A 25,460-nucleotide genomic window follows, 5' to 3' on the forward strand; every position below is an offset into this window, starting at 1 on the left:
GCCAGCAGGCGGCGCGCGGGGTGCCGCGCGCCGCCTGGGCGGTCACCAGATGCGCACGCGCTCCTCGGGAGCCAGGTAGAGGGCGTCGCCCGGCTGCACGTCGTACGCGGCGTAGAACTCGTCCAGGTTGCGCACCACGCCGTTGCAGCGGAACTCGTTGGGCGCGTGCGGGTCCGTCGCGAGGCGGCGGATCACTTCCTCGTCGCGGCCCTTGGACTGCCACACCTGGCTCCAGCCCAGCATGACGCGCTGGACACCCGTGAGGCCGTCGATCACGGGCGCCTCGTCGAGGGGACGGCCCAGCGCGATCCGGTAGGCCTTGAGGGCGATGGACAGCCCGCCCAGGTCGCCGATGTTCTCGCCGATGGTGAGAGCGCCGTTGACGTGGTGGGAGCCGCCCAGCTGGGCGGGCGAGAACGCGTCGTACTGCGCGATGAGCGCCTTGGTCCGCTTCTCGAACTCCTCGCGGTCGTCGGCCGTCCACCAGTCCTCGAGGCGCCCAGCGCCGTCGTACTTCGATCCCTGGTCGTCGAACCCGTGGCCGATCTCGTGGCCGATCACCGCGCCGATGCCGCCGTAGTTCACGGCGTCGTCGGCCTCCGCGTCGAAGAACGGCGGCTGAAGGATCGCCGCCGGGAACACGATCTCGTTCATGCCCGGGTTGTAGTACGCGTTGACCGTCTGGGGCGTCATGAACCACTCGTCGCGGTCCAGCGGCTTGCCGATCTTGCCCAGCTCGCGGTCCTGCTCGAAGGCGGAGGCGCGACGCACGTTGCCCACGAGGTCGTCCGCGGTGACCTCGAGCGCGCCGTAGTCACGCCAGCGCACCGGGTAGCCGATCTTCGGCGTGAACGCATCCAGCTTGGCGAGCGCCTTCTCCCGCGTCTCCGCGCCCATCCACTCCAAGCCCGTGATCGACTCGCGGTATGCCTCGACGAGGTTGGCGACGAGCTCGTCCATGCGCGCCTTGTGCGTGGGCGGGAAGTGCCGCTGGACGTACACCTCGCCGATCGCCTCGCCGAGCACCCCCTGCACGAGCGCGACGCCGCGCTTCCAGCGGTCGCGCAGCTCCTGCGCGCCCGTGAGGGTGCGGCCGTAGAAGTCGAAGTTGGCCTCGACGATCTCCTGCGTCAGGTACGGGGCCCGGTCGCTGATGACGTGGTACGTCAACCACGCCTTCCAGTCCTCGAGCGGCGCCGACTGCCACAGGGCCGCGAACCCCTGCGCGAACGAGGGCTCACGGACCACGACGTGGTCGAGAGACCCCGCGGGAGCCCCGAGCGCGACGGCCCACGCGTGCCAGTCGAAGCCCGGGGCGGACTCGGCCAGAGCGGTCAGCGTCGAGGGGTTGTAGGTCAGGTCGGCGTCGCGGTCCTTGACCACGTCCCAGTGCGCGGCCGCGAGCTGCTTCTCCAGCGCGACCACGCGCGCGGCGGCCTCCTGCGCGTCCGGCACGCCCGCGAGGGCGAGCATCCGGGCGACGTGCGGCTCGTACGCCGCGAGCACCGCGGCGTACTGCTCGTCGCGGTAGTACGACTCGTCGGGCAGGCCCAGGCCCGCCTGGTTGAGGTAGGCGACATACTTCTCCGGGTCCTTGGCGTCGTTGTCCACCCAGAAGCCGACCACGCCACCGGCACCGGTGCGCTGCAGGGCGCCCAGAGCACCCGTGAGCTCGGCCTGCGTCGTGGCCGACTCCACGAGCCCGAGGTCGAGGCGCAGGGGAGACGTGCCGGCCGCCTCGACCGCGTCGGTGTCCATGAAGCTCGCGTAGACAGCGCCGATCTTGGCCGCGACGGTGCCCGCCGCCGCGGGGTCGCCGACGGCCGTGGCCGCGGCGTCGGTGATGATGTCGCGCACCTGCTCCTCGGCCTGGTCGTGCAGGGCGCGGAAGGAGCCGTCCATGGCGCGGTCGGCCGGGATCTGGTGCGAGTCGATCCACCGGCCGTTGACGTGGCGGTAGAGGTCGTCCTGGGGGCGGGTGTCGGGGTCGAGGGCGCTGAGGTCGATGCCGCTTCGGGTCATGGGCACAGCGTACGGACGCGGGCCGACAGCCGCCCCCGACCTGCGGCAAGATGGGTCCCATGCGCATCCACATCGGTTCCGACCACGCCGGGTTCGAGCTCAAGTCGACGATCGCGGAGCACCTGCGTGCCGCCGGCCACGACGTCGTCGACCACGGCGCGCACGAGTACGACGCGCTCGACGACTACCCGCCCTTCTGCCTCGAGACCGGCGCGGCCGTCGTCGCCGACCCGGGCTCGCTCGGCGTCGTCATCGGCGGCTCCGGCAACGGTGAGCAGATCGCGGCGAACAAGGTGGACGGTGTGCGCGCCGCGCTCGTCTGGAACCTGTCCACCGCGCAGCTCGCACGCCAGCACAACGACGCCAACGTCGTCTCCGTGGGTGCGCGTCAGCACTCGGTCGACGAGGCGCTCGCCCTGGTCGACGCCTTCGTCGCGGAGCCGTTCAGCGGCGACGAGCGGCACCAGCGCCGCATCGACCTGCTGACCCGGTACGAGGCGTCCCGCGAGAGCACCGAGGCGTCCCGCTAGAACACCCAGCTGCACACGGGCGCGACCGGCCAGCCGAACGCTCCGCCCGCCTGCAGCGCGGCGCCCGCCGCGTGCTCGACGACGAGCCCCGCGGTGACCATCGCCGTGAGCGACCGCCCGCCGAGGTAGGCCGCCCCGAGCTCGCGCACGTGCACGGTCAGCGCCGGCTCGGCGTCGGTCGGCTCGACCCGCGCACCATACGTCCCGTCGTCGCCGCGCTCACCCGTGACCAGGCGCCACCTGCGGGCGTTGGCGGGGAGGTGCGCGTCGGTGACGTCGAGCACCACGTCCAGCGGTGCCAGGTAGCGGCGTCCCGCCAGCGCGGCCGGCACGTCGAGGAGCCGCACCCAGACGTTGTCGGCCAGCCGGGGGAGTGCCGCTCGGACGTCCACCAGCAGGTGCACGAGCGCGTCGTCGGTCGGGAGCAGCCAGGTCGAGACATCGCTGGTGAGGTCCAGGTCCAGCACGAACGACCACAGCCGGTGCGCCGCGGCCGCGTCGACGGCCACGGACTCGCGCACGCTGACGGGGTAGCGCGGACCCGCGTCCACCCACGTCTCCTTGCGGCGCAGCAGCGCGTACGCGCGCGGGTCGCCGTCCTGGTCCCGGACGACCACGATGCGCAGCGGCTCACCGCCGTCACGCCACGCCGGCGGGTCCACGACGGGCCTGGCCTGCAGCGCCGCCGTATTCCGCGGCATCCAGCCCGGGCGCCCGGCTCCGGCTCGACGGTGCAGGTCGGACACCAGGTCCGTGTGGCGTTCGCGGTCCACCGGCTCGAACGAGACCGTGAGCGCCTCGGAACCGGCGATCTCGCGGAGCTTGGCACCGCGCGGGATCTTGAGCCGGAGGTCGTCCGCGGCCGAGCCGTAGCCGAACCGGCCGTAGATGGCGGTCTCGGCGGCAAACAGCGCCGACACGGGCTCGCCGCGGCCGAGCGCGCGCTCGAAGTGCGTGCCGATCATCGCGCTCAGCAGACCCCGGCGGCGCTCGTCGGGCCGGACGCCCACCCAGGTCAGCCCCGCGCACGGGACCGACGCGCCGGGCACCGGCAGCTCGAAGGCGTACGACGAGTGCACGGCAGCGAGCGTGCCGTCGGCTCGCTCGACCGCCATCGTCCGGTCCCACTCGAGCGTGTTCGGCACCTCCGCCAGCGTCTCGGGCGTCGGCTCGAACCCGAAGGCGAGGTGGTCGACGGCGACGAACTCGTCCTTGCGCGACTCCGGGACGGACACGATGCGGTAGCCGGCGGGCAGTGGGCTCATGCGGGCCATCGTGCCGTCGGGACCGCGCGGCGACTACTCCAATTCGTCCGGGAACCAGATCGCCTGCCGCAGGCGCACCCGGCTCCCGTCCGCGCTGAGCGGCGTCGACTCGGCGACCAGGTGCTCGAGCGCGCGCGAGAGGTGGCGAGCAGGTGGCGCGCCGGAGGCGTTGACCACCCGCCACCACGGGACCCCGCTGCCGGCGTGCGCGAGGACCTGCCCCACCTGACGGGGGCCGCCGCGCCGCCGGTGGCCCGCCGCCTCGAGCTGGTCGGCGACCACCTCCGCGATCGTGCCGTAGGTCATCGCCCGGCCGGACGGGATGGCCTCGACGAGGTCGAGCACCGCCTCGACGTAGTCGTCGTCCATCGCCCCCTCAGTCCTGTGCCAGCAGCTCCGCGATCGCTGGCAGGGTACGCGGGTCGCCCTGCACGAGCATCGTCGTGACGGCGGTGCTGCGCCAGGCCGGCAGCTGGGCGCGGATGTCGTCCGCCGTGCCCACGAGAGCGATGTCGCGGATGAGCTCGGTGGGCACCGCCGCGGCCGCGCGTTGCTTGTCGCCCGCCAGGTAGTGCGCCTGGATCTCGTCGCACGCCTCGGCGTAGCCGAGCCTGTCGAGGACGTTGCGGTGGAAGTTGGCGCCCTTCGCCCCCATCCCACCCGCGTACAGGGCCACGAACGGGCGGATGGTGTCGGCCGCGCCCTCGACGTCCTCACCCAGGACCACGGGTACGGCCGCGGTGATCTCGAACTCCGCGGGGTCGCTGAGCCCCGCCTGGCGCACGGCGAACCCCGAGTCGAGCAGGGTGCGGTACTCGTCGTCCATGCGCGGCGAGTAGAACAGGGGCAGCCAGCCGTCGGCGATCTCGGCCGACATCGCGATGTTCTTGGGCCCCTCCGCCGCGAGGTGGATGGGCAGGCGCGCGCGCAGCGGGTGGACCGTCGAGCGCAGGGGCTTTCCCAGTCCGGTCCCGCCGTCCAGCGGCAGCTGGAAGAACTCGCCGTCGAATGTCACCGGCGCCTCGCGGGCCAGCACCTGGCGCACGATCGCCACGTACTCGCGCGTGCGGGCCAGCGGCTTGGGGTACGGCTGGCCGTACCAGCCCTCGACGACCTGCGGCCCGGAGGCCCCCAGCCCGAGCACGAACCGCCCGCCGGAGAGGTGGTCCAGCGTGAGGGCCGCCATCGCCGCGGCCGTGGGCGTGCGGGCCGACAGCTGGGCGATGGCGGTGCCGAGCCGGATGGTCGTCGTGCGCGAGCCCCACCAAGCCAAGGGGGTCAGCGCGTCGGACCCGTAGGCCTCCGCGGTCCACAGGGAGTCGAAGCCCAGCTGCTCGGCGGCGAGCACGGTCTCCTGCGCGTGCGGGGGCGGGCCCGCCGACCAGTAGCCCATGTAGTAGCCCAGGCGCACGACGACCTCCCGTTCCTCGCGTCCGCGGTGACGCGACGGTCACCCTATCGGTTGTTACCCGCGAGTAGCTTCAGACGGCACGGGCACGGTCGGCGAGGGTGTTGAGCAGCGCCGCACCCGTCGCGGCGTCGTCGACCGTCACCACCACGACGCGGCCGCCCGTCCGCTCGACCTCCAGCGCCTCGCCCGTGCGCAGCACGATCCCGGTCCGCCCACCTCGCCCGACGCGGTAGCCCCAGCCGCCGAACTCCTTGAGGGGGTGGACGCTCGTCACGCGGGCCGCCACCACCTCGTCGAGCGGCACGCGCACCGTCGGCCAGCCCAGGATCCCGCGGGCCACCAGCCCGCGCTCGTCCACCGTCGCGTCCAACGCGACCATCGAGAGCAGCAGGGCGGCGAGCACCGCCGCGACCAGGCCCAGGGCCCACATGCGCGTCACGACGGACAGGCCCAGCACCACGAGCACCACCGCGACACCGACGGTGAGCGTGGCCCGCGAGAACACGTCCCTGCGCCAGACCGCTCGCTCGGTCGCGGCCAGCGCCAGGCGCGGCGCCGAGGGGTCGACGGCGGACGCCGCCGGCTGGTCCGCATCTGCGGGCGTCAGCGCCGCGGCCAGCGTACCGAGCGCCAGGCCAGCGACGATCGCGACGGCCAGCGGCGTCGCGATCCCCGGCGCCGTCGTCGGGTCGGCGAGCCCGCGCTGCGCCTCGAGCGGTCCGAGGACGATCACCGCGAGGAAGCCGGCCATCCCGACGCTGGAGCCCGCGGCGATGCGCCGCGTGGAGGAGGCGTGCCCGGCGAAGAAGGCCAGCGCCCAGGCGCCGACGGCGATGACCACCCCCGCGACGACCGCGGGCAGGATCGCCGATGCCAGCGAGCCGAAGCCGTCGGGTCCCTCCGCACCCCAGTGCACTGCCACGGGGTCGGGCAGCTCGTCGGCCCAGCTGGCAGCGAGGAGCGTGGCCGCGCCCAGCAGGACGAGCGGGACGACGAGCGTGAGCAGGGTCGTCGCGACTCGGTGGGGGGCGTGCGTGCGGCGGGTCAACTCAGTGCCTCCTTGAGCAGGGCCACTGCCGTGGCCGGGGGGATGTCGAGGTCGCGGGCCGCCGCGGCGGCGGCGGCGATCGCAGCGTGCAACCGCGTGTGATCGGGGGCGCTCACGACGACGGCACCCCGACCCCGGCGCAGCTCGATCACGCCGTCGTCGCGCAGCTGCTGGTAGGCGCGCAGGACCGTGTGCAGGTTGACGTCGAGCGACGCGGCCAGGTCCCGCGCCGACGGCAGCCGCGTCCCGACCGCGAGCTCGCCGCGCGACACGAGCGCGCGCACCTGCGCGCCGATCTGCTCGAAGAGCGGCTCGGCAGACGTGGGATCGATCCGGATGAGCACGTCGACGATCCTAGTTGTTACACGTCAACTAGAACAACTTGCGCACCGTCGCGCCGCCTCCCGGACGGGGACAAGGACCTCAGAGCCGGGCGTCGAGGGCGCCGTCGTCGGGCACGAACCACACGTGCGAGCCGCGGTTGGACTCGGCGATCCACGCGGTCAGCGCCGAGCTGCGCGCGGCGTGGTCGCTGACGTCGCCCACGACGGCGAGAACCAGGTGGTAGTTGACCAGCTTCTGCGCGACGTCTCCGGCGAAGCCGCTGCTCAGGTCGAAGAACGCGGGGTGGAGCCGGGAGACGGGAACCGCGATGACCTCGGCCTCGACGGACCAGGCGTCGCCCACGAGGTCGAGCACGTCGGCCACCGTCGACACGAGCGGTCCCTCGTCGGCCAGGCGGCTCACGCGGCGCTTGCCGGCCATGGGCTCGCTCCTCGATCCGGGTCTAGATGTAGATGGCAGGGTCATCGATTTCGGCGTCGAAGGGCGCCGCGGCAGGCCGCAGCCGGATCGTGGCCGGAACGCCGACGGCGATCGCGCCCGGGGGCACGTCGTGGATCACCACCGCGTTGGCGCCGATCTGCGCGCCGTCACCGATCCAGACCGGGCCGAGGATCTTGGCGCCCGCGCCCACCACGACGCCGTCGCCCACGGTCGGGTGCCGCTTGCCGTGCCGCATGGACTTGCCGCCGAGCGTCGAGCCGTGGAACAGCACCACGTCGTCGCCCACCTCGGCGGTCTCGCCGATGACCACGCCCATGCCGTGGTCGATGAACAGCCTCCGGCCCAGACGCGCGCCGGGGTGGATCTCGATCCCGGTCAGCGCGCGCACGAACTGGGAGAAGAGCCGCGCGGGCAGCCGCAGGGTCGGCACGCGCCACATCCGGTGCGCCAGCCGGTACGTCCACACGGCGTGCACCCCCGGGTACGCCAGGGCGACCTCGAGGAGCGAGCGCGCCGCGGGGTCGCGGCGACGGGCTGCGTCGAGATCCTCCCGGAGCGTGGCCAGGAAGTGCTGCGGGTCGGACATCGGCATCTCGGTTCTGTGGTGCGTGCGGGGGACGAGCGCTCCCGGGCCCGCGCGTGCGCGGGCCCGGGAGGGTGATCAGTCGAGCAGGTCGGCGTAGAGGATCGTCGACAGGTACCGCTCGCCGAACGACGGGATGATCGTGACGATCAGCTTGCCCGCGTTCTCCGGCCGCTCCGCCAGCTGCTTGGCGGCGTAGAGGGCGGCGCCCGACGAGATGCCGACGAGCAGGCCCTCTTCGGCGGCGGCGCGACGCGCGTAGGCGACGGCCGTCTCCGCGTCGACGTCGATGACCTCGTCGTACACGCTGGTGTCGAGGATCTCGGGCACGAAGTTGGCGCCGATGCCCTGGATCTTGTGCGGACCGGGCTGGCCGCCGTTGAGGATGGGGGACTCGGCGGGCTCGACGGCGACGATCTGGATGCCCGGCTTGCGCTCCTTGAGCACCTGGCCGACGCCAGTGATGGTGCCGCCCGTGCCGATGCCCGCCACGAGGATGTCGATCTCGCCGTCCGTGTCGGCCCAGATCTCCTCGGCCGTGGTCTTGCGGTGGATGGCCGGGTTGGCCTCGTTGGCGAACTGGCGCGCGAGGATCGCGCCCGGGCGCTCGCCGACAATCTCGTCGGCCTTGTTGACGGCACCCTTCATGCCCTCGGAACCCGGCGTGAGGATGAGCTCCGCGCCGAACGCGCGCAGCAGTGCGCGCCGCTCCTTCGACATGGTCTCGGGCATGGTCAGCACGACCTTGTAGCCGCGCGCCGCGCCGACGAACGCCAGGGCGATGCCGGTGTTGCCCGACGTCGCCTCGACGATGGTGCCGCCGGGCTTGAGGTCACCCGACGCCTCGGCGGCGTCGATGATCGCGACGCCGATGCGGTCCTTGACCGAGTTGGCGGGGTTGTAGAACTCGAGCTTGCCGACGACCGTCGCGCCCGCGCCGTCGGTGATCTTGTTGATGCGGACCAGGGGGGTGTTGCCGACCAGCGCGGTCGCGTCGTCGTAGATGCGTGCCATGGTTCCTCTTCGGTCGAGCCGCCGTCAGGTCGACGGCGAGCGGGGGACTGCCTGGGCTGGCGCCGCGGTCCCGGGCGGGTGCGGCGTGGTGCGTGGTCCTCGCGAGGGGCGGGGACGGGGCGAGCACTGGCGCCGGCGCCGGCCCCCCGTCAGGGAGTCCGCGCGGACGGGAGCGGCCAGCGCTCTACCGACAGCGACAACAGGGCGCGACGAGGGCGCGCGGGGAGGCGGCGGGAGCGGCCGTGTGCACGCGCATCGCTTCGTCCTCCAGGACCGGTGTGGTCGGATGCGGCCCGTGGGCACGGGACGCGATCGAGCCCGACGCTACTGGTAACGCACGGGACCGCGCAAAGGATCCCGCGGTCGAGCACCGTCGGCGACCCGCGCGGGACGAGGTTGACGACGACCGGGTCGTTTGCCAAGGTGTGCCTTGCCTAAGTAAGTCTCACCTAACCAAGGATGCCCATGTCGCGCCGCCCGTTCGCCGCTCTCGCTCTGCTCTCCGCGCTCGCCGTAGGGGCGTGCTCCTCCGCCGCCGGGTCCGCGGCGGGGCCGACGGCCACGCCGAGTGCCTCGACGGGCTGGTCGTACACCTCGGGCGACGGCAAGACGTACACGGCCGACGAGGTCCCGACGCGGATCATCGCGCACGCCTACGCCGCGAAGGCGCTGATGAGCTACGGCATCCGGCCGATCGCCGTGTACGCGGACGGGCCGATCGACGGCGACGTGGGTTTGCAGGGCGTGGACTTCGACGGCGTCGAGGTGCTGAGCGAGGAGTGGGGGCACATCGACGTGGAGAAGGCTGCGACCCTCGACCCCGACCTGATCGTGGGCGACTGGTGGCCTGCCGAGAAGGCGTACTCCGGGCTCGAGGGGGGCGTCGAGGAGGCGAGCAAGAAGATGGCCACGCTCGCGACGGTCGTCGGGCCGTCGCAGGGCGACTCGATCGTCGAGCTGGTCGAGGGGTATGCGGAGCTCGCGGAGTCGCTGGGCGCCGACGCGAGCGTCGTCGAGGAGCAGCGCGTGGCCTTCGACGCAGCCGTGAGCGACCTCGAGCGCGCCACGGCGGCCAAGCCCGATCTCGACGTGCTCGCGATCAGCCCCTGGGAGGACACCTACGCCGTCGCGGTGCCGACGTACGCGCCCGAGCTGCTGGACCTGCAGCGCTGGGGGCTGCGCGTCATCGACCCGCAGAAGCCGGACGCCGACTTCCCTTACTGGGAGTCCCTGTCCTTCGAGAACGCCGACACGTACCAGCCGGACGCGCTGCTCTTCGACGACCGGAACTACCCCGGCAACCGCGACACGCTGGCGCGCCAGCCCATCGCCTCGAGCATCAAGGCCTTTGCCGCCGGTGCCACCACGACGTGGCCGGCGTACTGGCTGCACACCTACCCGGACTACACGGCACAGCTGCAGCGGCTCACGGAGTTCGTCGAGCAGGCCGACGAGACCGTCGGGGACTGATGGCCGTCGTCCAGCTCGGCACCGCGCCCGCCACCGCTTCCCGCGGTCGCGCTCGCCTGGCCGGCAGGCGTGGCTCCGGGCTCGCGATCCTCGTGGTCGTGCTCGCCGTGGTGTGCGTCGCGAGCGTCTCGCTCGGGTCGCGCGCCGTCGCGCCCGCGACCCTGTGGCACGCGTTCGCGGCGTTCGACCCGACGAGCACCGACCACACCGTGGTGCGCGACATGCGGGTGCCCCGGACGCTGCTCGGGCTCGCCGTCGGGGGCGCCCTCGGGCTGAGCGGGGCGCTCCTGCAGGGGGTGGCCCGCAACCCGCTGGCCGACCCCGGCATCATGGGGATCAACGCCGGGGCCGCCGTGGCGATCGTGCTGGCAGTCCTCCTGCTGGGTGCGCAGCAGGCGTCGACCTTCGTGTGGTTCGCCTTCGCGGGCGCGGGGATCGCCACTGTGCTCGTCTACGGCATCGCGTCGTTCGGGCGCGAGGGGGCCACGCCGGTGAAGCTGGCGCTCGCGGGCGTCGCCGTGACGGCGGCGTTCTCGTCGGTGACCTCCGCGGTGCTCCTGACGAACGTCGACGCGCTCGAGCAGATGAGGATGTGGCAGGTGGGCGCGCTGGCGGGCCGGTACGCGCCCGTGCTGCACCAGCTCGCGCCGTTCTTCGTCGTCGGGACGGTCGTCGCGCTCGCCGCGGGCAGAACGCTCAACGGCCTTGCGCTCGGCGAGGACGTGGCGCGGGCGCTCGGCCAGCGCGTGGCCCTCAGTCGGGGTGTGCTCTTCGCGACGGTCGCGCTGCTGTGCGGCGCAGCGACGGCCGCGTGCGGGCCCATCGTGTTCCTCGGGCTGGTGGTGCCGCACCTCGCGCGCCTGGCCACGGGTCCCGACCACCGCTGGTTGCTCCCGTACTCCGCGGTGCTCGGCGCGCTCCTGCTGCTGGCCTGCGACGTCGTCGGACGGCTCGTCGTGGCGCCCGGCGAGCTCGCCGTCGGTGTCGTCATCGGGCTGCTGGGCGCGCCCGTGTTCGTCGCGCTCGTGCGCTACCGCCGGATGGTCGAGCTGTGACCGCCGTCCTCGACCCGTCCCCACCCACCGCGCATCCGGGCGCGCAGCGGGTGGCGCAGCAGGTCGCGCAGCACCGGCGGCGACGCGCGCGCCGCGTCCTCGTGGTCGGCGTGGTGCTCGCGGTGGCCGTGGTCGCGGTGTTCGTCCTCACCATGTCGGTGGGCAGCTCCGGGGTCGCGCCGCTCGACGTGCTGCGCTCGGTCGTCGCGCCGGGCTCGGACCCCCGGACGGACTTCATCGTGCGCGAGCTGCGCCTGCCCCGAGCGCTCACGTCCTTGCTGGTGGGCCTCGCGCTGGGGATCTCGGGCACGGTGTTCCAGCGCCTGCTCGCCAACCCTCTCGCCTCGCCCGACGTGCTCGGCATCGCGTCGGGCGCGAGCGCCGCGGCGGTCGCGGGTCTGGTGCTGGGCAACCTGGGCGGCCTGGCACTGTCGGGTGCAGCCCTCGCGGGCGCGCTGGCCACGTCGGCGCTCGTGTACCTGCTCGCCTGGCGGCAGGGCATCTCGGGCTATCGGTTCATCCTCGTGGGCATCGGGATCGGCGCCCTCATGGGGTCGGTCACCAGCTACCTGCTCTCCAAGGCCGAGGTCGCCGATGCCCGGGCCGCGTTCGCGTGGCTCGTCGGCTCGTCGGGGATGGCCGGCACGGCGCAGATCCAGGTGCTAGCGGCGGCGGTCGTCGTGCTGGGACCGCTGTCCGGCCTGCTCGGCCGCCGGTTGACGGTGCTGGAGCTCGGCGACGACACGGCCCGCGGGCTCGGGCTGCACGTGGAGCGCGACCGGCGGCTGCTGATGCTCGTGTCCGTGGTCCTCGTCGCCCTGGCCACGGCGGCGGCCGGGCCCATCGCCTTCGTGGCCCTCATGGCGGGCCCGCTCGCGGCCCGCCTTGTCGCGGGGGCGGGTTCGGGCATCGTCGCGTCGGCGTGCGTCGGCGCGCTCATCGTCCTCGTCGCGGACCTCCTGGGCCAGCACCTGCTGCCCGTCACCCTGTCCACCGGCGTCGTCACGGGTCTCATCGGCGCGCCGTACCTCGTCTGGCTGCTGATCGCCACCAACCGGAGCGGAGCCGGCGGATGACCGCAGAGCACACTCTCGACGTCCTCGACCTGCACCTCGGTTACGACGGCCCCGACATCGTCAGGGGCCTGACCACCGCGATACCGCCGAGGAAGGTCACGGCCATCATCGGGGCCAACGCGAGCGGGAAGTCGACGTTGCTGCGCGGCATGGCGCGGCTGCTCGCGCCGCGCGGCGGTCAGGTGCTGCTGGACGGCGTGCCGGTGCACGGCATGCGCAGCGTGGACGTGGCCCGGGTGGTGGGCCTGTTGCCGCAGTCGCCGGTCGCTCCCGACGGCATCACCGTGGGCGATCTGGTGGCGCGCGGGCGCTACCCGCACCAGGGCTGGTTCCGGCACTGGACCCCGCAGGACGACCTCGCGGTCGGCTCGGCGCTCGCGGCGACGGGCACGGCCGACCTCGTCGACCGGCACCTGCGCGACCTGTCCGGTGGCCAGCGTCAGCGCGTGTGGATCGCGATGGCACTGGCCCAGGAGACCGACGTGCTGCTCCTCGACGAGCCGACCACGTTCCTGGACCTCAACTTCCAGGTCGAGGTGCTCGACCTGCTCACCGACCTCAACCGTGCCCGGGGCACGACCGTCGTCATGGTGCTGCACGACCTCAACCTCGCGTGCCGGTACGCCGACCACGTGGTGGCCATGAAGGCGGGGGAGATCGTGGTCGAGGGGCGGCCCGGCGACGTCATCGACGCCGCCGTGATCGCCGACGTGTTCGACCTGCGCTGCGACGTGCTCGTCGACCCGCGCTCCGGGACGCCCATGATCGTCCCTCTCGGCCGTCACCACGCGGGCTCGCGCGTCTGACTGGTCCGACTTCGCCCACGACAACCCGCCGTGATTCGGTCATGGTGAACGCTCACGCTCATGCCTCCGGCAACCGATGAAGACCGTGAGACGGCACGCCTCGACGCCGCCGCTCGCGCCACCGTTCGTCGATCTTGGAGAGTGCCATGAACCCCCGACCCAGTACGCGAGCCCTCCGGCGCATCGGGTCGGCAGCCGGCGTCGGCATCCTGCTCGCCACGCTCGCGATCTCTCCGGTCCAGGCTGCGACGTCCACGCCGAGCCCGACGACGACCGCCACGCCCAAGCCGACGGCGACCGCGACGCCCAAGCCGACGGCGACGCCCACCGCGACGCCGACGCCCAAGCCGACGCCCTCGGCGACCCCCACCCCCAAGCCGACGCCCACGCCGACGGCGACGCCCACGCCCAAGCCCATCTCCAGCAAGCTCACGCAGGGCGTCACCGCCGGCGGCACCACCGTCGTCCTCCCGCTCGTCGCCAAGTCCTACGCCGTCACGTCCTACTGGGGTGCCCGGTGCATCCCCGTCGTGGGCGGCTCGACGTTCCACTTCGGTCTGGACCTCGCGGCACCGAGCGGCGCGGGCATCTACTCGATCGCCGCGGGCACGGTCACCTCGGTGGTGTGGCCGCGCGGGAGCGCGGTGCCCGGCGCCGTCGTCGTGCGCAGCGTCATCGACGGCAAGGTCACCTACCTCGCCTACCGACACATGTGGAACCCCACGAAGTACGTGAAGGTGGGGCAGGCGGTCACGGCGGGCAAGCGCATCGCCGACGTCGGCTCGTCCGGCCCGGCGACGGGCCCGCACCTGCACGTCGAGGTCTGGCGCGACGTCTACTACGGCGAGGGCAAGTCCGTGAACCCGGTGACGTGGCTCAACCGTGCGCACCTGCCGGTGCTCACGCTCGCCACCGCCAACCGCGCGCGGCCCACCCCGACGTCCTGCACGTACTACCCGACCAACCGGCTCAACGTCCGCACTGGCCCGTCCACCACGCACCAGATCCTCACCACGGTCGCGGCGAACACCACCCTGCTGAACAAGCCGGGCACCAAGATCAACCGCTTCATCCCGGTGACCGTGACGGTCAAGGGCGCGACGATCAACGGGTGGGTGTCGAGCGACTACATCCGGCAGTACCGGACCTACTCGCTCGCGAAGACGTCGGCGATGCGCACGCTCGCCGCGAGCAAGGCACCTCGTGTGGCGACCATCTCGGCCGGTCGGCAGGTGACGATCCTGGCGACCAGCGGGAACTGGACCCGCGTGTACGCCGCCGGCTACCGCGGCTGGGTGGCGACGGCGCACATCCGCGCCGGGTTGTGAGGGCCAGCGGGGGTCGGCGGGGTCGGCGGGGTCAGCGGGGTCAGCGGGGTTGTGTGCCGGCGACGACCGGCCTGATCTCCGCGTCCTCGGTGAGCGTGTCCGCCACCAGCGCCACGAGCGCGTCGACGTCGGCCGTCCGGACCAGGTAGAAACCCCCCAGCTGCTCGACGGCCTCGGTGAACGGCCCGTCCGTGACCTCCGGGGGCCGGCCGGCGCCGCGTCGCACCACGCGCGCGGTCCGGGCGTAGTCGAGCTCGTGGGCCGCGAGGATCTCGTGGCCGTCGCGCGCGCACGCGGCGACGAACTCCTGGTGGCTGGCGTCCAGCGCCGCGAGCGATGCGGCGTCGCGGGACTGCCACTGGCCCTCGTCGCCGTGCAGAAGCACCAGGTACGTCGCGGTGGTCATGGTCGGATCCTCTCGTCGGGGGCACGCGTCGCGCACCCGCTGGACCCATGACGTCCGCGGCGCGCGCGATCGACACTGTTCCCCGTCGGGCCGGTCGGCCCGTGGCGGCGAACCGTCAGCGCGAAGCGACCAGCACCCGGGACCCCGCGACGGTGACCCGCCACGTACGCAGGTCGGGGCCGTCGGCGTGCGGTGCCTTGCCCGCGTCGTCCAGGCAGGACCCGGTGCGCAGGTCCCAGACCTGTTTGTGCATGGGTGACGTGAGGGTGGGGGCGTCACCGGCGGACCCGACGATGCCTCGCGAGAGGACGTTCGCGCCCGAGAACGGGTCCTTGTTCTGCACCGCCAGCACCGTGTCGTCCGCGAGCCGGAACAGCGCCACCTGGGCGCCGTCGACGAGCGCTGCCGCGCCCCGCTCCGGGACGAGCGCGCCGAGCGCGCAGACGTCGGTCGAGCAGGGAACGGTCACGGGGTCACCTCGAGCGTGCGAGCGATGCGCGGGTCCGGGTGCGAGACCTCGCCGGGGAGAGCCGGCCGCACCTGGCCGCGCTGCGGTGTGTACGCGAGGTCGGGGTCGGCCGTGGTCGGGGCGTTGACGTAGGCGGCGAACCGCGTGAGCTTGTCGGGGTCGTCGAGGGCGTCGGCCCACTCGTCGCGGTAGCCCGCCACGTGCGCCGCGATCTCGGCCTCGAGCTCGGCCGCGATGCCGCGCGAGTCGTCGACGAGGATCGCGTGCAGCTCCTCGATGCCACCGGGGTGGTCGGCCACGAAGGGCGCGGTGCGCTGCAGCCGGTCGCCGTGCCGCACGTAGTAGGCGAGGAAGCGGTCGGTCACCGCGACGAGCTCGTCGTCGGAGAGGTCCTCCGCGAGCAGGTCGGCATGCCGGGGGTTCGCGCCGCCGTTACCGCCCACGTACACGTTCCAGCCCCCGGCAGTCGCGATGACCCCGACGTCCTTGCCGCGGGCCTCGGCGCACTCGCGTGCGCACCCCGAGACGCCCACCTTGAACTTGTGCGGCGTCCGCAGCCCGCGGTAGCGGTTCTCCAGCGTGATGCCCATGCCGACGGAGTCACGCACGCCGAACCGGCACCAGGCCGACCCGACGCACGACTTCACGGCGCGCAGCGACTTGCCGTACGCCTGACCGGACTCGAAGCCGGCGTCGATCAGGCGCTGCCAGATCGCCGGCAGCTGGTCGATCCGCGCGCCGAACATGCCGATGCGCTGGGCGCCGGTGATGCGCGTGTACAGCCCGAAGTCGGCGGCGACCTGGCCCAGGACCACCAGCCGTTCGGGGGTGATCTCCCCGCCGGGCACCCGCGGGATCACCGAGTACGTTCCGTCCTTCTGGAGGTTGGCCATGACGTGGTCGTTGGTGTCCTGGAGGCCTGCGTGGTCCCGGCTGAGCACGTGGCCTGCGTGCAGCGAGGACAGGATGGACGCGACGACCGGCTTGCAGATCGCGCAGCCGCGGCCGGTGCCGTGCGCCGCGACGATCGCGGAGAAGGTCCGCAGCTCGCCCTCGCGGACGAGCGCGTACAGCTCCGCGCGGGGCATCGCGAAGTGCTCGCACATGGCACGCGACACCTCGATGCCGCTGGCCTCGAGCTGGGCGTTGACCAGCTTGGTGAGCACGGGGACGCACGAGCCGCACACCGTGCCCGCCTTCGTGCACGCCTTGACCGCGCCCACGGTGGTGCAGCCGTGCTCGGTGACCGCCTCGCGGACGCTGCCGGCGGTCACGTTGGTGCACGAGCACACGACGACGTCGTCGGGCAGGTCCACGCCGGGCGCAGCGCCCTCGGACGCCAGGAACGCCGACGGGTCGGCGCCGAGAGGGCGGCCCAGCATGGGTCGCAGCTGCGAGTACAGCGACGCGTCCCCGACGAACACGCCACCGAGCAAGGTGCGCGCGTCGTCGCTGACCACGAGCTTGCGGTAGGTCCGCGCGACCGGATCGCTGAACGTGACCTCGAGGGCGCCGGGCGTCAGGGCGAGGACGTCGCCGAACGCCGCGGCCTCGATCCCGACGCCCTTGAGCTTGGTGCCCTCCGGCGCCGGGACGTACAGGCGGGGACCGCCGAGGAGCCGGTCGACGACGACGTCCGCCATGGCGTTTCCCGGCGCGACGAGCCCGACGCACTCGCCCTCGTAGGACGCGCACTCGCCGACGGCCCACACCGCGGGGTCGGACGTCCGGCAGGTCGCCCCGACGACCACGCCGCCACGCTCGCCGATCGCCAGCCCGGACTCGCGGGCGAGCCGGTCGCGCGGGCGGATGCCGGTGGAGAACACGACGACGTCGGCGTCGATCTCGTCACCGCCCGACAGCGCCATGCGCGCCACGGCGCCGTCGCCGGCCGCCGCGAGCCCGGTGCACCCCGTGGTGGTGCGCACCTCGATGCCCAGGTCGGCGACGAGCACCCGCAGCGCCTCGCCGCCTGCCTCGTCCAGCTGCACGCTCATCAGGTGGTCCGCGAACTCGACGACCGTCGCGCTCGTTCCCAGCGCCTGGAGTGCGGCCGCCGCTTCGAGCCCGAGCACGCCACCGCCCACCACCGCCCCGCGCAGTGGCCGGCCGAGCGCGGTGGAGCGGGAACTCACCCAGGTGCGCAGGTCCTCCAGGTCGGCCAGCGTGCGGTACCGGAAGACACCGGGCAGGTCGGTCCCCGCAGTGCGCGGTGTCCACGCCCACGAGCCGGTCGCGAGGACCAGGTGGTCGTACGGGACGACCGCGCCCGACCGTGTCGTGACGGTCTGCGCCTCACGGTCCAGGTGGTCGACGGGGTCAGCCGTGCGCACGGTGGCGCGCGGGTCGTCCCAGACGGCGGGGTCGAGCGCGAGGTCGCAGGCGTCTCGGCCCGCCGTGAGCAGCTCGGACAGGTGCACGCGGTCGTACGGGACCCAGGGCTCGTCGCCCAGCACGGTCACGGACCACCCGTCCGCGGGCGCCCGCTCGATCAGGCCTGCGACCAGCCGGTGGGCCACCATGCCCGCGCCGACGACGACCACGCGTCCCAGCGGGGGAGGAGGAGAGGTGCGCATCGTCGGCCTTTCGTCGGGAGCCCGACCAGCATCTCCGCGTGACGGGCACGCCCGCCGGGTCGTTGGACCCACGCGAACGCACAGTGCTCACGGAGCGCGTGTGAGAACCGCGGCAAGTTGACCCGCCGAAATCCGGCGAAAGGGGTGCTTTGCGGACCGACTGACGACAAGATCGCGACATGGACGCAGCGGCGGTGGCACGGAGGGTCGGCAGGGCTGTCGCCGGAGGTGATCCGGCCGAGCGCACCGCGGCACTCGTCTCGACCGTGTCGACCGGCATGACGTTCATGCCCGGGCTGCTGCCGCGCGACGGAGCGGACCAGGCTGCCGCCACGGGCCTGGTCAGCGCGGCGGAGTACGGGCTGGTCGTCACGTCGCAGTCGGCGTCCGAGGCCATCGCGCGCCGGTTGGTCCACGACGACGGCACGCCGGGCGCGGCGGCCCGCCGGCTCGCGGTGCAGGCGGGAGTCGGGCTCGCGCTGGCCTCGGCGGGCGCCGCGGTCGAGCGCATCGCGACCCCGCGCCACGGCGAGCCGTTGCGCCGGGCGCTGGTGCGGACCGTCGGGCGGCGGACGGCGCGCGTCGGGCTCTCGGGCGTCGTGGTGTCCACGCTGGCCGCGGCCGACGCCGCGATCGGCGGCCGGCACCGCGTGCTGCGCCAGGCGTCGGGGAGCGCCGCGCTCGTGGTGGGCACCGCGCTCGCGGCCTGGCAGATCCGGCGGTTCCGCTCCGATGACCCCGACGAGGCGGCCCGCGTCGCGCCCCCGACCGACCCCGTGACGGGGAAGATGGGTGGGCCGGGGGGCGCGCCCCCCGGCGATCAGGGGACGGCTGTCGCGCCGCCGCTGCCGCCGTTGGCGAAGTCGTTGCTCATCGGGGTGGGGGTCAACGTCGGGCTGCAGTCGTTCGCGGCCCTGGAGGGCCGGTTCGCGCGGGCCGTCGGCGCCCGGGTGCGGCGCGTCGCCCCGGGCGCGGGCTGGTCCGCGGGCGCCCTGGGTCACGCCGTCGCCCTGGGCGCGATCGGCGCGGGTGTCGTGGCGGCCGTCGAGTACGCGCTGCGGACCGCCGAGGCGGGCGGCGCGGCGATCGACGCCGCCTACACGAGCCCGCCCACGGGGTCGACGGTCAGCGGCGGACCGGCGTCCGCGGTGGAGTGGTCCACGCTGTCCCGGGAGGGCGTCCGGTTCGTCAACATGGCCCTGACAGCCGACGAGATCGCCGCGGTCACGCAGGCGGACGCCGGCACGGTGCGGGAGCCGGTGCGGGCGTTCGTCGGGCTCGCCAGCGCTGCCACGGTCGACGCCCGCGTGGACCTCGCGATGCGCGAGCTCGAGGACCTCGGCGCCTTCGAGCGCAGCGTCATCTGCCTGGTCTCGCCCACCGGCACGGGATATATCAACTACGTCGCCATCGAGGCGCTGGAGTACCTCACCCGCGGCGACTGCGCCACGGTTGGCCTGCAGTACTCGCTGCGCCCCTCGTTCCTGTCGTTGGACCGCGTCGCGATGGGTCGCGAGCAGAACCGGGCGCTGCTGCACGCCCTCACGTGGCGGCTGCGCAGCATGCCCGAGGAGTCACGGCCCCGGCTGGTGGGCTTCGGAGAATCGCTGGGCGCCCACACGCTGCAGGACGCGTTCCTGCACGAAGGTGTGCCGGGGTTGCACCGCGTCGGCATGGACCGGGCGCTCTTCGTCGGCACGCCGGCCGGCAGCACGTGGGCGCAGCAGTGGCGGCTCGACCCGCACGGCACCGACCCGGACGCCGAGGCCGTCGAGGTCGCGTCGTGGTCGCAGTGGGCGGCGCTGGACGACACGCAACGCGCGGCGCACCGCTACTTCCTCCTGTCGCACACGGAGGACCCGATCACGGTGTTCAGCCCCGCGCTCGCCATCCAGCAGCCGGACTGGCTCGGGCCCGTGGACCAGCGGCCGCCGGGCGTCTCGAAGCTCGCGCACTGGTACCCGCTGGTCTCGTTCGTCCTGACCCTCGTCGACGTCACCAACGCGCTGAGCGCCGTGCCCGGCATCTTCGTGGCGCGGGGTCACGACTACCGCGCGGACCTCGCGCAGCTCGTCTCCGCCGCCTACGCCCTGGACGTCGAGGACACCGAGCTGGCCCGGATCGAGGCGGCGCTGCGCGAGCGCGAGGCGCTGTGGGCGGAGCGGCGGCTGGTCGCCGAGCAGATGCACCGCGCGCGCGAGGCCGTTCAGCGGCAGCTGGACCAGTGGGGCACGGGGTCGCAGGGGGCGGACACCCTCGCCGGGCAGGGGTATGTGGAGCGGGCGACGGGAATCGAACCCGCGTAGCCAGTTTGGAAGACTGGGGCTCTACCATTGAGCTACGCCCGCACAGGTCCCGGCGCCGGAGCGGCCGCGACTGCGGCACCAAGGGTACCGGGTGGCAGAGGGCGGTCCGTCCACCGCCCGCGGCGACGACGCGCGACGGCCCCGGCCTGCTGATCGGCGGCGGGTGCGCGGGGCGATACGCTCCCGTGCAGCAGGACAGTGGGCGCGTGGCCGGGACGGACCGGGCTGTGCGTGCCACGGGATGTGGCGCAGGTTGGTAGCGCGTCCGCTTTGGGAGCGGAAGGTCGTGGGTTCGAATCCCGCCATCCCGACCGGTGGATCAGGCGTGCGTCGTGAGGTACTCCTCGCGCACCGCGCGGCGCAGCACCTTGCCGATGAGCGAGCGCGGCAGCTCCGAGAGCACCACCAGGTCGCGGGGGAGCGCGTACCTGGCGACACGCGGCTCGAGCCAGGCACGCACGGCCGAGAGGTCCGTGGACGCACCCTCGTCGAGCGTCACGGCCGCGACCACGTGCTCGCCCAGGTCGCCCGCGGGGACGCCGATGACGGCGACGTCCTGCACGCCCGGCATCGCGCGCAGCTGCTCCTCCACCTGCGACGGGTACACCTTGTAGCCGCCGGTCACGATCATCTCCTTGATGCGGTCGACGAGGACCACCATGCCGTCGTCGTCCATCCGCACGATGTCGCCGGTGCGCAGCCAGCCGCCCGGGAGCAGCTGCTCGGCGGTCTCCTCGGGCCGGTTCCAGTAGCCGGCGAACACCTGCGGCCCGCGGATGAGGAGCTCGCCCTCGGTGACGTCGTGCGCGACGTCGGCGGGGTCGACGATGCGGATGTCCGTGCTGGGGAACGGGAGACCCAGGGCGCCGGGGCGGCGGGCGGGGGACAGCGGGCTGCCGAGCGCGACGGGAGAGGTCTCGGTCAGGCCGTAGCCCTCCACGACGTAGCCGTCGCTCAGGCGCTCCCAGCGTTCGGCGGTCGCGCGCGGCAGCGGCATGGCGCCGCTGATCGCGTACCGGAACGAGGTCAGGTCGGCGTGCGTGGCCTCGGCGGCGGCAGCGAGCCGGTCGAGCATGGGCGGCACGGCGGGCAGGAACGTGCCGGGGCGACGGCGCTGGGCGGCCAGCACCTGGTCCGGGTCGAACTTGGGGAACGCGACGAGCGTCGCGCCGATCCGGCTCGCGTAGGTGAGGCACAGCGTGAGACCGAAGGCGTGGAAGAACGGCAGCACGCCGTAGATCGTCCCGGTGCCGGGCTCCGCGCCGGTCCACGCCTGCCCCTGCACGGCGTTGGCCACGAGGTTCGCGTGCGTGAGCATGGCGCCCTTGGGCGTTCCCGTCGTGCCGCCCGTGTACTGGATGAGGGCGAGGTCGCCCGACGACGGTCGCGGGTGGTCCGGCGCGATCGGCGCGCTGCGCGCCACCAGGCGGTGCCACTCGGGCGTGCCGTCGGGGACGGGCGCGCGCAGGGCGGCCCGGGTGCGGCGGGCCGCGGGCACGGGGAGGCGCAGGGCCAGGCGCGAGCGGCGCGGCAGGTCCGCGCTGAGGTCGACGGCCACCACCGAGCGCACGGCGGTCTCGCTCTGGACGGCGAGGACGGCCGCTGCGGTGTGCTCCCACACGATGGCGACCACCGAGCCGCTGTCGGCCAGCTGGTGGGCGAGCTCGCGGGCGGTGTAGGTGGGGTTGTGCTCGACCACCACGGCGCCGACCCGCAGCACCGCGTGGAACGCGACGACGTGCGCCGTGCAGTTGGGCAGCGCGATCGCGACGCGGTCTCCGGGCTCGACGCCGAGCTCGAGGAGCACCTGGGCCGCGCGGCCCACCTGGTCCGCCAGCGAGCGGTAGGTGGTCGCCGCGCCGAGGAAGTCCACGGCCACGCGGTCCGGCCACCGGGCCGCCGCGCGCTCCAGCGAGGCGCCGACGGCCTCGTCGGGAACCTCGACCGTGGTGGGCACCCCCGGTCCGTACGACGCGTGCCACGGGCTGCGGTGCTCCGACATGCGCCCACCGTAACCTACGCAACCGTAAGTTACCGAAGCGTAACTTAGTGGGTTCCGCCGCAGCGCCACCGGTGAGGGAAAGACCGGGCGTTTTGGCGGTCGGCACCGGCCGTGGCGTACCATCGAGGGTCGCTTGCGCGCCGTTCGTCGGCTGCGCGGCTCACAGCGTGCCAGCCGCCGGACTCGCCGGTGCAGGCCCCCGATCAGTTGGAGACCATCGAAGTGAAGAGCGCCGTCGAGACCCTGGACCCGACCAAGGTCAAGCTGACCGTCGAGGTGACCTACGACGAGCTCAAGCCGAGCATCGCGCACGCCTACGAGCACATCGCGCAGGACGTGAACATCCCCGGCTTCCGCAAGGGCAAGGTCCCGCCGCGCATCATCGACCAGCGCATCGGCCGCCCCGCGGTCATCGAGCACGCCGTCAACGAGGGCCTGTCCGGCTTCTACGCCGAGGCCGTCCGCGAGAACAAGCTGCGCCCGCTGGGCCAGCCCGAGGTCGAGGTCACGAAGGTCCCCGGCCTCGTCGCGGGCGACGAAGGCGAGCTGCACTTCAGCGCCGAGGTCGAGGTCCGCCCGGAGATCACCGTGCCCGAGCTCGACGGGCTCGCCGTCACGGTCGACGGCCTCGAGGTCGACGACGAGGACGTGGCCGGTCGCCTCGACGCGCTGCGCGAGCGCTTCGGCACCCTGGTGGGCGTGGACCGTCCGGCGGCCGAGGGCGACTTCGTCGTCATCGACCTCGTCGCCACGATCGGTGACGAGCAGGTCGACAACGTCTCCGGCGTCAGCTACCAGATCGGCTCGGGCAACATGCTCGAGGGCCTCGACGAGGCGCTGACCAGCCTGTCCAGCGGCGAGACCACCACGTTCGTCACCAAGCTCGCCGGCGGCGAGCACGAGGGCGAGGACGCTCAGGTGACGGTCACCGCGACCACGGTCAAGGAGCGCCAGCTGCCCGAGGCCGACGACGAGTTCGCCCAGCTCGCCTCGGAGTTCGACACCCTCGACGAGCTCAAGGCGGACCTGCGCGAGCAGGCCGGTCGCATCAAGTCGTCGAACCAGGCCGTGCAGGCCCGTGACCTGCTGCTCGAGCAGCTGCTCGCCGCGACCGAGATCCCGGTCCCGAGCGGTGTCGTCGAGGCCGAGGTGCACCGCCACCTCGAGGGCGAGGGTCGCCTCGAGGACGACGTGCACCGTGCCGAGGTCACCGAGCAGGCCACCACTGCGCTGCGCAACCAGATCCTGCTGGACACGCTCGCCGAGAAGCTCGAGGTCAAGGTCTCGCAGGGCGAGCTCGTCGACTACCTGGTGAGCGCGTCGCGTCAGTACGGCGTGGACCCGAACACCTTCATCCAGAGCCTCGACCAGGGCGGCCAGATCCCCGCCATGGTCGCCGAGGTCGCGCGCTCCAAGGCGCTCGCCATCGCGCTGCGCCAGGTGAGCGTCTCCGACGCCTCCGGCGCGGCCGTGGACCTGTCGGACTTCATCGGCACCGACGAGGAGGACGCCGCCGAGGCGGCGGCCGAGGCGGCCGGCTCCGAGGGCGGCGCTGCCGACGTCTCCGCCGTCGCCGACGCGCCCGACACGGCCGACGAGATCAAGGCCTGACGACCACCCCGAAGGGGCCCCGCCGCGACCGCGGTGAGGGCCCCTTCGTCGTCCTGTCGGGGGTCCTGCGCCCAGAGCGAAAACGGCCCCGACCGGGACTTGAGCCGACCCGTGCTCGCGTTAGGGTCACTGCAGCGCGCGAGCCCTCGTCACGAGGGCGGGCGCACCGCACGACAGACGTACCGCAGGACAGAGCAGTACGCAGCCGCCAGACGAAGGAGCCTTCGTGAACCAGAACGTGCCGGCGTTGGCCCGGACCGAGTCCCCGGGCTTCGGCCTCAACGACAGCATCTACAACCGTCTGCTGCGCGAGCGCATCATCTGGCTCGGCTCCGAGGTCCGCGACGAGAACGCGAACGCCATCTGCGCGCAGATGATGCTGCTCGCGGCCGAGGACCCCGACAAGGACATCTTCCTGTACATCAACTCGCCCGGCGGCTCGATCACCGCGGGCATGGCGATCTACGACACCATGCAGTACATCCAGCCGGACGTGGCCACCGTGGCCATGGGCATGGCGGCCTCCATGGGCCAGTTCCTGCTCTCGTCGGGCGCCAAGGGCAAGCGCTACGCGACCCCGCACGCCCGCGTGATGATGCACCAGCCCTCGGGCGGCATCGGCGGCACGGCCACCGACGTCCGCATCAATGCGCAGCTGATCCTGCACATGAAGAACGTGCTGGCCGATCTGATCGCCGAGCAGACCGGGAAGGACGTGGAGCAGATCCACGCCGACTCGGACCGTGACCGCTGGTTCACCGCGCCGGAGGCGCTCGAGTACGGGTTCATCGACCACGTCGTCGAGTCCGCCGGGTCCGTCGCCGGCGGCGGCGGCACGGCCTGAGCCCCTTCCACGTAGACGCCTGAGGAGAATCACGTGAGCATCGAGTCTCAGTTCATCGCCCGCGCGGGCCGGCTCGCCGGTCCCGGCGGGTTCGCCCCCGCCGGCCCGTCGTCGCGCTACGTCCTGCCGCAGTTCGAGGAGCGGACCGCGTACGGCTTCAAGCGCCAGGACCCGTACACCAAGCTGTTCGAGGACCGCATCGTCTTCCTCGGCGTGCAGGTGGACGACGCCTCGGCCGACGACGTCATGGCCCAGCTCCTCGTGCTCGAGGGCACGGACCCGGACCGCGACATCACCATCTACATCAACTCGCCCGGTGGCTCGTTCACGGCCCTGACGGCCATCTACGACACCATGCAGTACATCAAGCCGGAGATCATGACGGTCTGCCTCGGCCAGGCGGCCTCGGCCGCGGCCGTGCTGCTGGCCGCCGGCTCGCCGGGCAAGCGCCTCGCGCTGCCCAACGCCCGCGTGCTGATCCACCAGCCCGCGATGGAGGGCGGCGGCTACGCGCAGGCCTCCGACATCGAGATCCACGCCAACGAGCTCATCCGCATGCGGGAGTGGCTCGAGGAGACGCTCGCGCACCACACGGGCCGTGATCTCGACCAGGTCCGCAAGGACATCGAGCGGGACAAGATCCTCACCGCCAAGCAGGCGCACGAGTACGGCATCGTCGACCAGGTGCTCGCCAGCCGCAAGGGTGTGCGCGCCACCACGGTGGAGCCCAGCCAGATCGAGTCCTGATCCGCGGGTCTCGAGCGTGCGGCCGGGGTCAGGCTCCGGCCGTACGCGCGAGACTTTTGCCAGACACGCCACGCCCGACAGCGGGTACGGCTGACATCGCGCCCG

23 protein-coding genes and 2 tRNA genes are annotated in these 25,460 nt (G+C 73.1%); 11 read left to right on the forward strand and 14 right to left on the reverse strand.

Annotated features, from left to right (window positions below; genetic code table 11):
• Positions 1-42 precede the first annotated feature (42 nt).
• Positions 43-2,022 (reverse strand): M13 family metallopeptidase, encoded by a 1,980-nt coding sequence (locus tag QRT05_RS14920; protein WP_289448129.1) that lies wholly within the window; start codon positions 2,020-2,022, stop codon positions 43-45.
• A 59-nt stretch (positions 2,023-2,081) separates the two neighbouring features.
• Here QRT05_RS14920 and QRT05_RS14925 point away from each other — a divergent pair, with 59 nt between their 5' ends.
• On the forward strand, positions 2,082-2,552 hold the full coding sequence (locus QRT05_RS14925; protein ID WP_289448130.1) for a ribose-5-phosphate isomerase: 471 nt from the start codon (positions 2,082-2,084) through the stop codon (positions 2,550-2,552).
• On the opposite strand, the gene QRT05_RS14930 is transcribed toward QRT05_RS14925, so the two are convergent.
• From QRT05_RS14930 to cysK, 8 genes are all read right to left on the reverse strand, one after another.
• Complete coding sequence (locus QRT05_RS14930) at positions 2,549-3,817, reverse strand: GNAT family N-acetyltransferase (RefSeq protein ID WP_289448131.1); 1,269 nt, start codon at positions 3,815-3,817, stop codon at positions 2,549-2,551. The two genes, QRT05_RS14925 and QRT05_RS14930, sit on opposite strands and share 4 nt — an antisense overlap.
• A 33-nt stretch (positions 3,818-3,850) precedes the next feature.
• Positions 3,851-4,186 carry an MGMT family protein gene (locus QRT05_RS14935; protein ID WP_289448132.1) on the reverse strand — a complete coding sequence of 112 codons (336 nt, stop codon included), beginning with the start codon at positions 4,184-4,186 and terminating at the stop codon, positions 3,851-3,853.
• A 7-nt stretch (positions 4,187-4,193) separates the two neighbouring features.
• Positions 4,194-5,228: an LLM class F420-dependent oxidoreductase gene (locus tag QRT05_RS14940; RefSeq protein ID WP_289448133.1), complete on the reverse strand. Its 1,035-nt coding sequence runs from the start codon at positions 5,226-5,228 to the stop codon at positions 4,194-4,196.
• 70 nt (positions 5,229-5,298) lie between these two features.
• Entirely contained in the window at positions 5,299-6,276 is a 978-nt protein-coding gene (locus tag QRT05_RS14945) for a DUF1648 domain-containing protein (protein WP_289448134.1), read from the reverse strand.
• The gene (locus tag QRT05_RS14950) at positions 6,273-6,620 is read right to left on the reverse strand and encodes a GntR family transcriptional regulator (RefSeq protein WP_289448135.1); all 348 of its coding nucleotides are present in this window, start codon (positions 6,618-6,620) and stop codon (positions 6,273-6,275) included. Before QRT05_RS14950 ends, QRT05_RS14945 begins: the two co-directional genes overlap by 4 nt.
• Positions 6,621-6,699: 79 nt before the next feature.
• A complete protein-coding gene (locus QRT05_RS14955; RefSeq protein ID WP_289448136.1) occupies positions 6,700-7,041 on the reverse strand; it encodes a DUF4180 domain-containing protein in 342 nt (113 codons plus the stop codon).
• A gap of 22 nt (positions 7,042-7,063) precedes the next feature.
• Positions 7,064-7,648, reverse strand: coding sequence for a serine O-acetyltransferase EpsC (gene epsC, locus QRT05_RS14960; protein ID WP_289448137.1), 585 nt, complete (start codon positions 7,646-7,648; stop codon positions 7,064-7,066).
• A 75-nt stretch (positions 7,649-7,723) separates the two neighbouring features.
• On the reverse strand, positions 7,724-8,659 hold the full coding sequence (gene cysK, locus QRT05_RS14965) for a cysteine synthase A (RefSeq protein ID WP_289448138.1): 936 nt from the start codon (positions 8,657-8,659) through the stop codon (positions 7,724-7,726).
• 465 nt (positions 8,660-9,124) lie between these two features.
• Here cysK and QRT05_RS14970 point away from each other — a divergent pair, with 465 nt between their 5' ends.
• The 5 genes from QRT05_RS14970 to QRT05_RS14990 all read left to right on the forward strand — a co-directional run bounded on the left by QRT05_RS14970 (position 9,125) and on the right by QRT05_RS14990 (position 14,394).
• Positions 9,125-10,129, forward strand: coding sequence for an ABC transporter substrate-binding protein (locus tag QRT05_RS14970; RefSeq protein WP_289448139.1), 1,005 nt, complete (start codon positions 9,125-9,127; stop codon positions 10,127-10,129).
• Complete coding sequence (locus QRT05_RS14975; protein WP_289448140.1) at positions 10,129-11,184, forward strand: FecCD family ABC transporter permease; 1,056 nt, start codon at positions 10,129-10,131, stop codon at positions 11,182-11,184. Before QRT05_RS14970 ends, QRT05_RS14975 begins: the two co-directional genes overlap by 1 nt.
• Positions 11,181-12,260, forward strand: coding sequence for a FecCD family ABC transporter permease (locus tag QRT05_RS14980; protein ID WP_289448141.1), 1,080 nt, complete (start codon positions 11,181-11,183; stop codon positions 12,258-12,260). The genes QRT05_RS14975 and QRT05_RS14980 overlap by 4 nt, the downstream gene beginning before the upstream one ends.
• Complete coding sequence (locus QRT05_RS14985; protein WP_289448142.1) at positions 12,257-13,066, forward strand: ABC transporter ATP-binding protein; 810 nt, start codon at positions 12,257-12,259, stop codon at positions 13,064-13,066. Before QRT05_RS14980 ends, QRT05_RS14985 begins: the two co-directional genes overlap by 4 nt.
• Before the next feature lie 146 nt (positions 13,067-13,212).
• Positions 13,213-14,394, forward strand: coding sequence for a peptidoglycan DD-metalloendopeptidase family protein (locus QRT05_RS14990; RefSeq protein ID WP_289448143.1), 1,182 nt, complete (start codon positions 13,213-13,215; stop codon positions 14,392-14,394).
• A gap of 40 nt (positions 14,395-14,434) precedes the next feature.
• Here the strand turns inward: QRT05_RS14990 and QRT05_RS14995 are convergent, their stop codons facing one another.
• The 3 genes from QRT05_RS14995 to nirB all read right to left on the reverse strand — a co-directional run bounded on the left by QRT05_RS14995 (position 14,435) and on the right by nirB (position 17,845).
• Positions 14,435-14,800: a YciI family protein gene (locus tag QRT05_RS14995; RefSeq protein ID WP_289448145.1), complete on the reverse strand. Its 366-nt coding sequence runs from the start codon at positions 14,798-14,800 to the stop codon at positions 14,435-14,437.
• A 115-nt stretch (positions 14,801-14,915) separates the two neighbouring features.
• Positions 14,916-15,269, reverse strand: coding sequence for a nitrite reductase small subunit NirD (gene nirD / locus QRT05_RS15000; protein WP_289448146.1), 354 nt, complete (start codon positions 15,267-15,269; stop codon positions 14,916-14,918).
• Positions 15,266-17,845: a nitrite reductase large subunit NirB gene (gene nirB, locus QRT05_RS15005; RefSeq protein WP_289448147.1), complete on the reverse strand. Its 2,580-nt coding sequence runs from the start codon at positions 17,843-17,845 to the stop codon at positions 15,266-15,268. Before nirB ends, nirD begins: the two co-directional genes overlap by 4 nt.
• A gap of 179 nt (positions 17,846-18,024) precedes the next feature.
• On the opposite strand from nirB, the gene QRT05_RS15010 reads away from it, so the two are divergent.
• Positions 18,025-20,151 (forward strand): alpha/beta-hydrolase family protein, encoded by a 2,127-nt coding sequence (locus QRT05_RS15010; protein ID WP_289448148.1) that lies wholly within the window; start codon positions 18,025-18,027, stop codon positions 20,149-20,151.
• Here the strand turns inward: QRT05_RS15010 and QRT05_RS15015 are convergent.
• A tRNA-Gly gene (locus tag QRT05_RS15015) sits at positions 20,120-20,193 on the reverse strand. The genes QRT05_RS15010 and QRT05_RS15015 overlap by 32 nt on opposite strands.
• A gap of 195 nt (positions 20,194-20,388) precedes the next feature.
• Here QRT05_RS15015 and QRT05_RS15020 point away from each other — a divergent pair.
• Positions 20,389-20,462, forward strand: a tRNA-Pro gene (locus tag QRT05_RS15020).
• 8 nt (positions 20,463-20,470) lie between these two features.
• Here QRT05_RS15020 and QRT05_RS15025 read toward each other — a convergent pair.
• Positions 20,471-22,153: an AMP-binding protein gene (locus tag QRT05_RS15025; RefSeq protein WP_289448149.1), complete on the reverse strand. Its 1,683-nt coding sequence runs from the start codon at positions 22,151-22,153 to the stop codon at positions 20,471-20,473.
• A 222-nt stretch (positions 22,154-22,375) separates the two neighbouring features.
• On the opposite strand from QRT05_RS15025, the gene tig reads away from it, so the two are divergent.
• From tig to QRT05_RS15040, 3 genes are all read left to right on the forward strand, one after another.
• Positions 22,376-23,764, forward strand: coding sequence for a trigger factor (tig, locus tag QRT05_RS15030; protein ID WP_289448150.1), 1,389 nt, complete (start codon positions 22,376-22,378; stop codon positions 23,762-23,764).
• Between the two features lie 226 nt (positions 23,765-23,990).
• The gene (locus tag QRT05_RS15035) at positions 23,991-24,608 is read left to right on the forward strand and encodes an ATP-dependent Clp protease proteolytic subunit (protein WP_289448151.1); all 618 of its coding nucleotides are present in this window, start codon (positions 23,991-23,993) and stop codon (positions 24,606-24,608) included.
• Positions 24,609-24,641: 33 nt separating this feature from the next.
• Positions 24,642-25,355 carry an ATP-dependent Clp protease proteolytic subunit gene (locus tag QRT05_RS15040; RefSeq protein WP_289448152.1) on the forward strand — a complete coding sequence of 238 codons (714 nt, stop codon included), beginning with the start codon at positions 24,642-24,644 and terminating at the stop codon, positions 25,353-25,355.
• Positions 25,356-25,460 lie beyond the last annotated feature (105 nt).

It is taken from the genome of Cellulomonas edaphi (assembly GCF_030362815.1).
Lineage (GTDB): Bacteria > Actinomycetota > Actinomycetes > Actinomycetales > Cellulomonadaceae > Cellulomonas > Cellulomonas edaphi.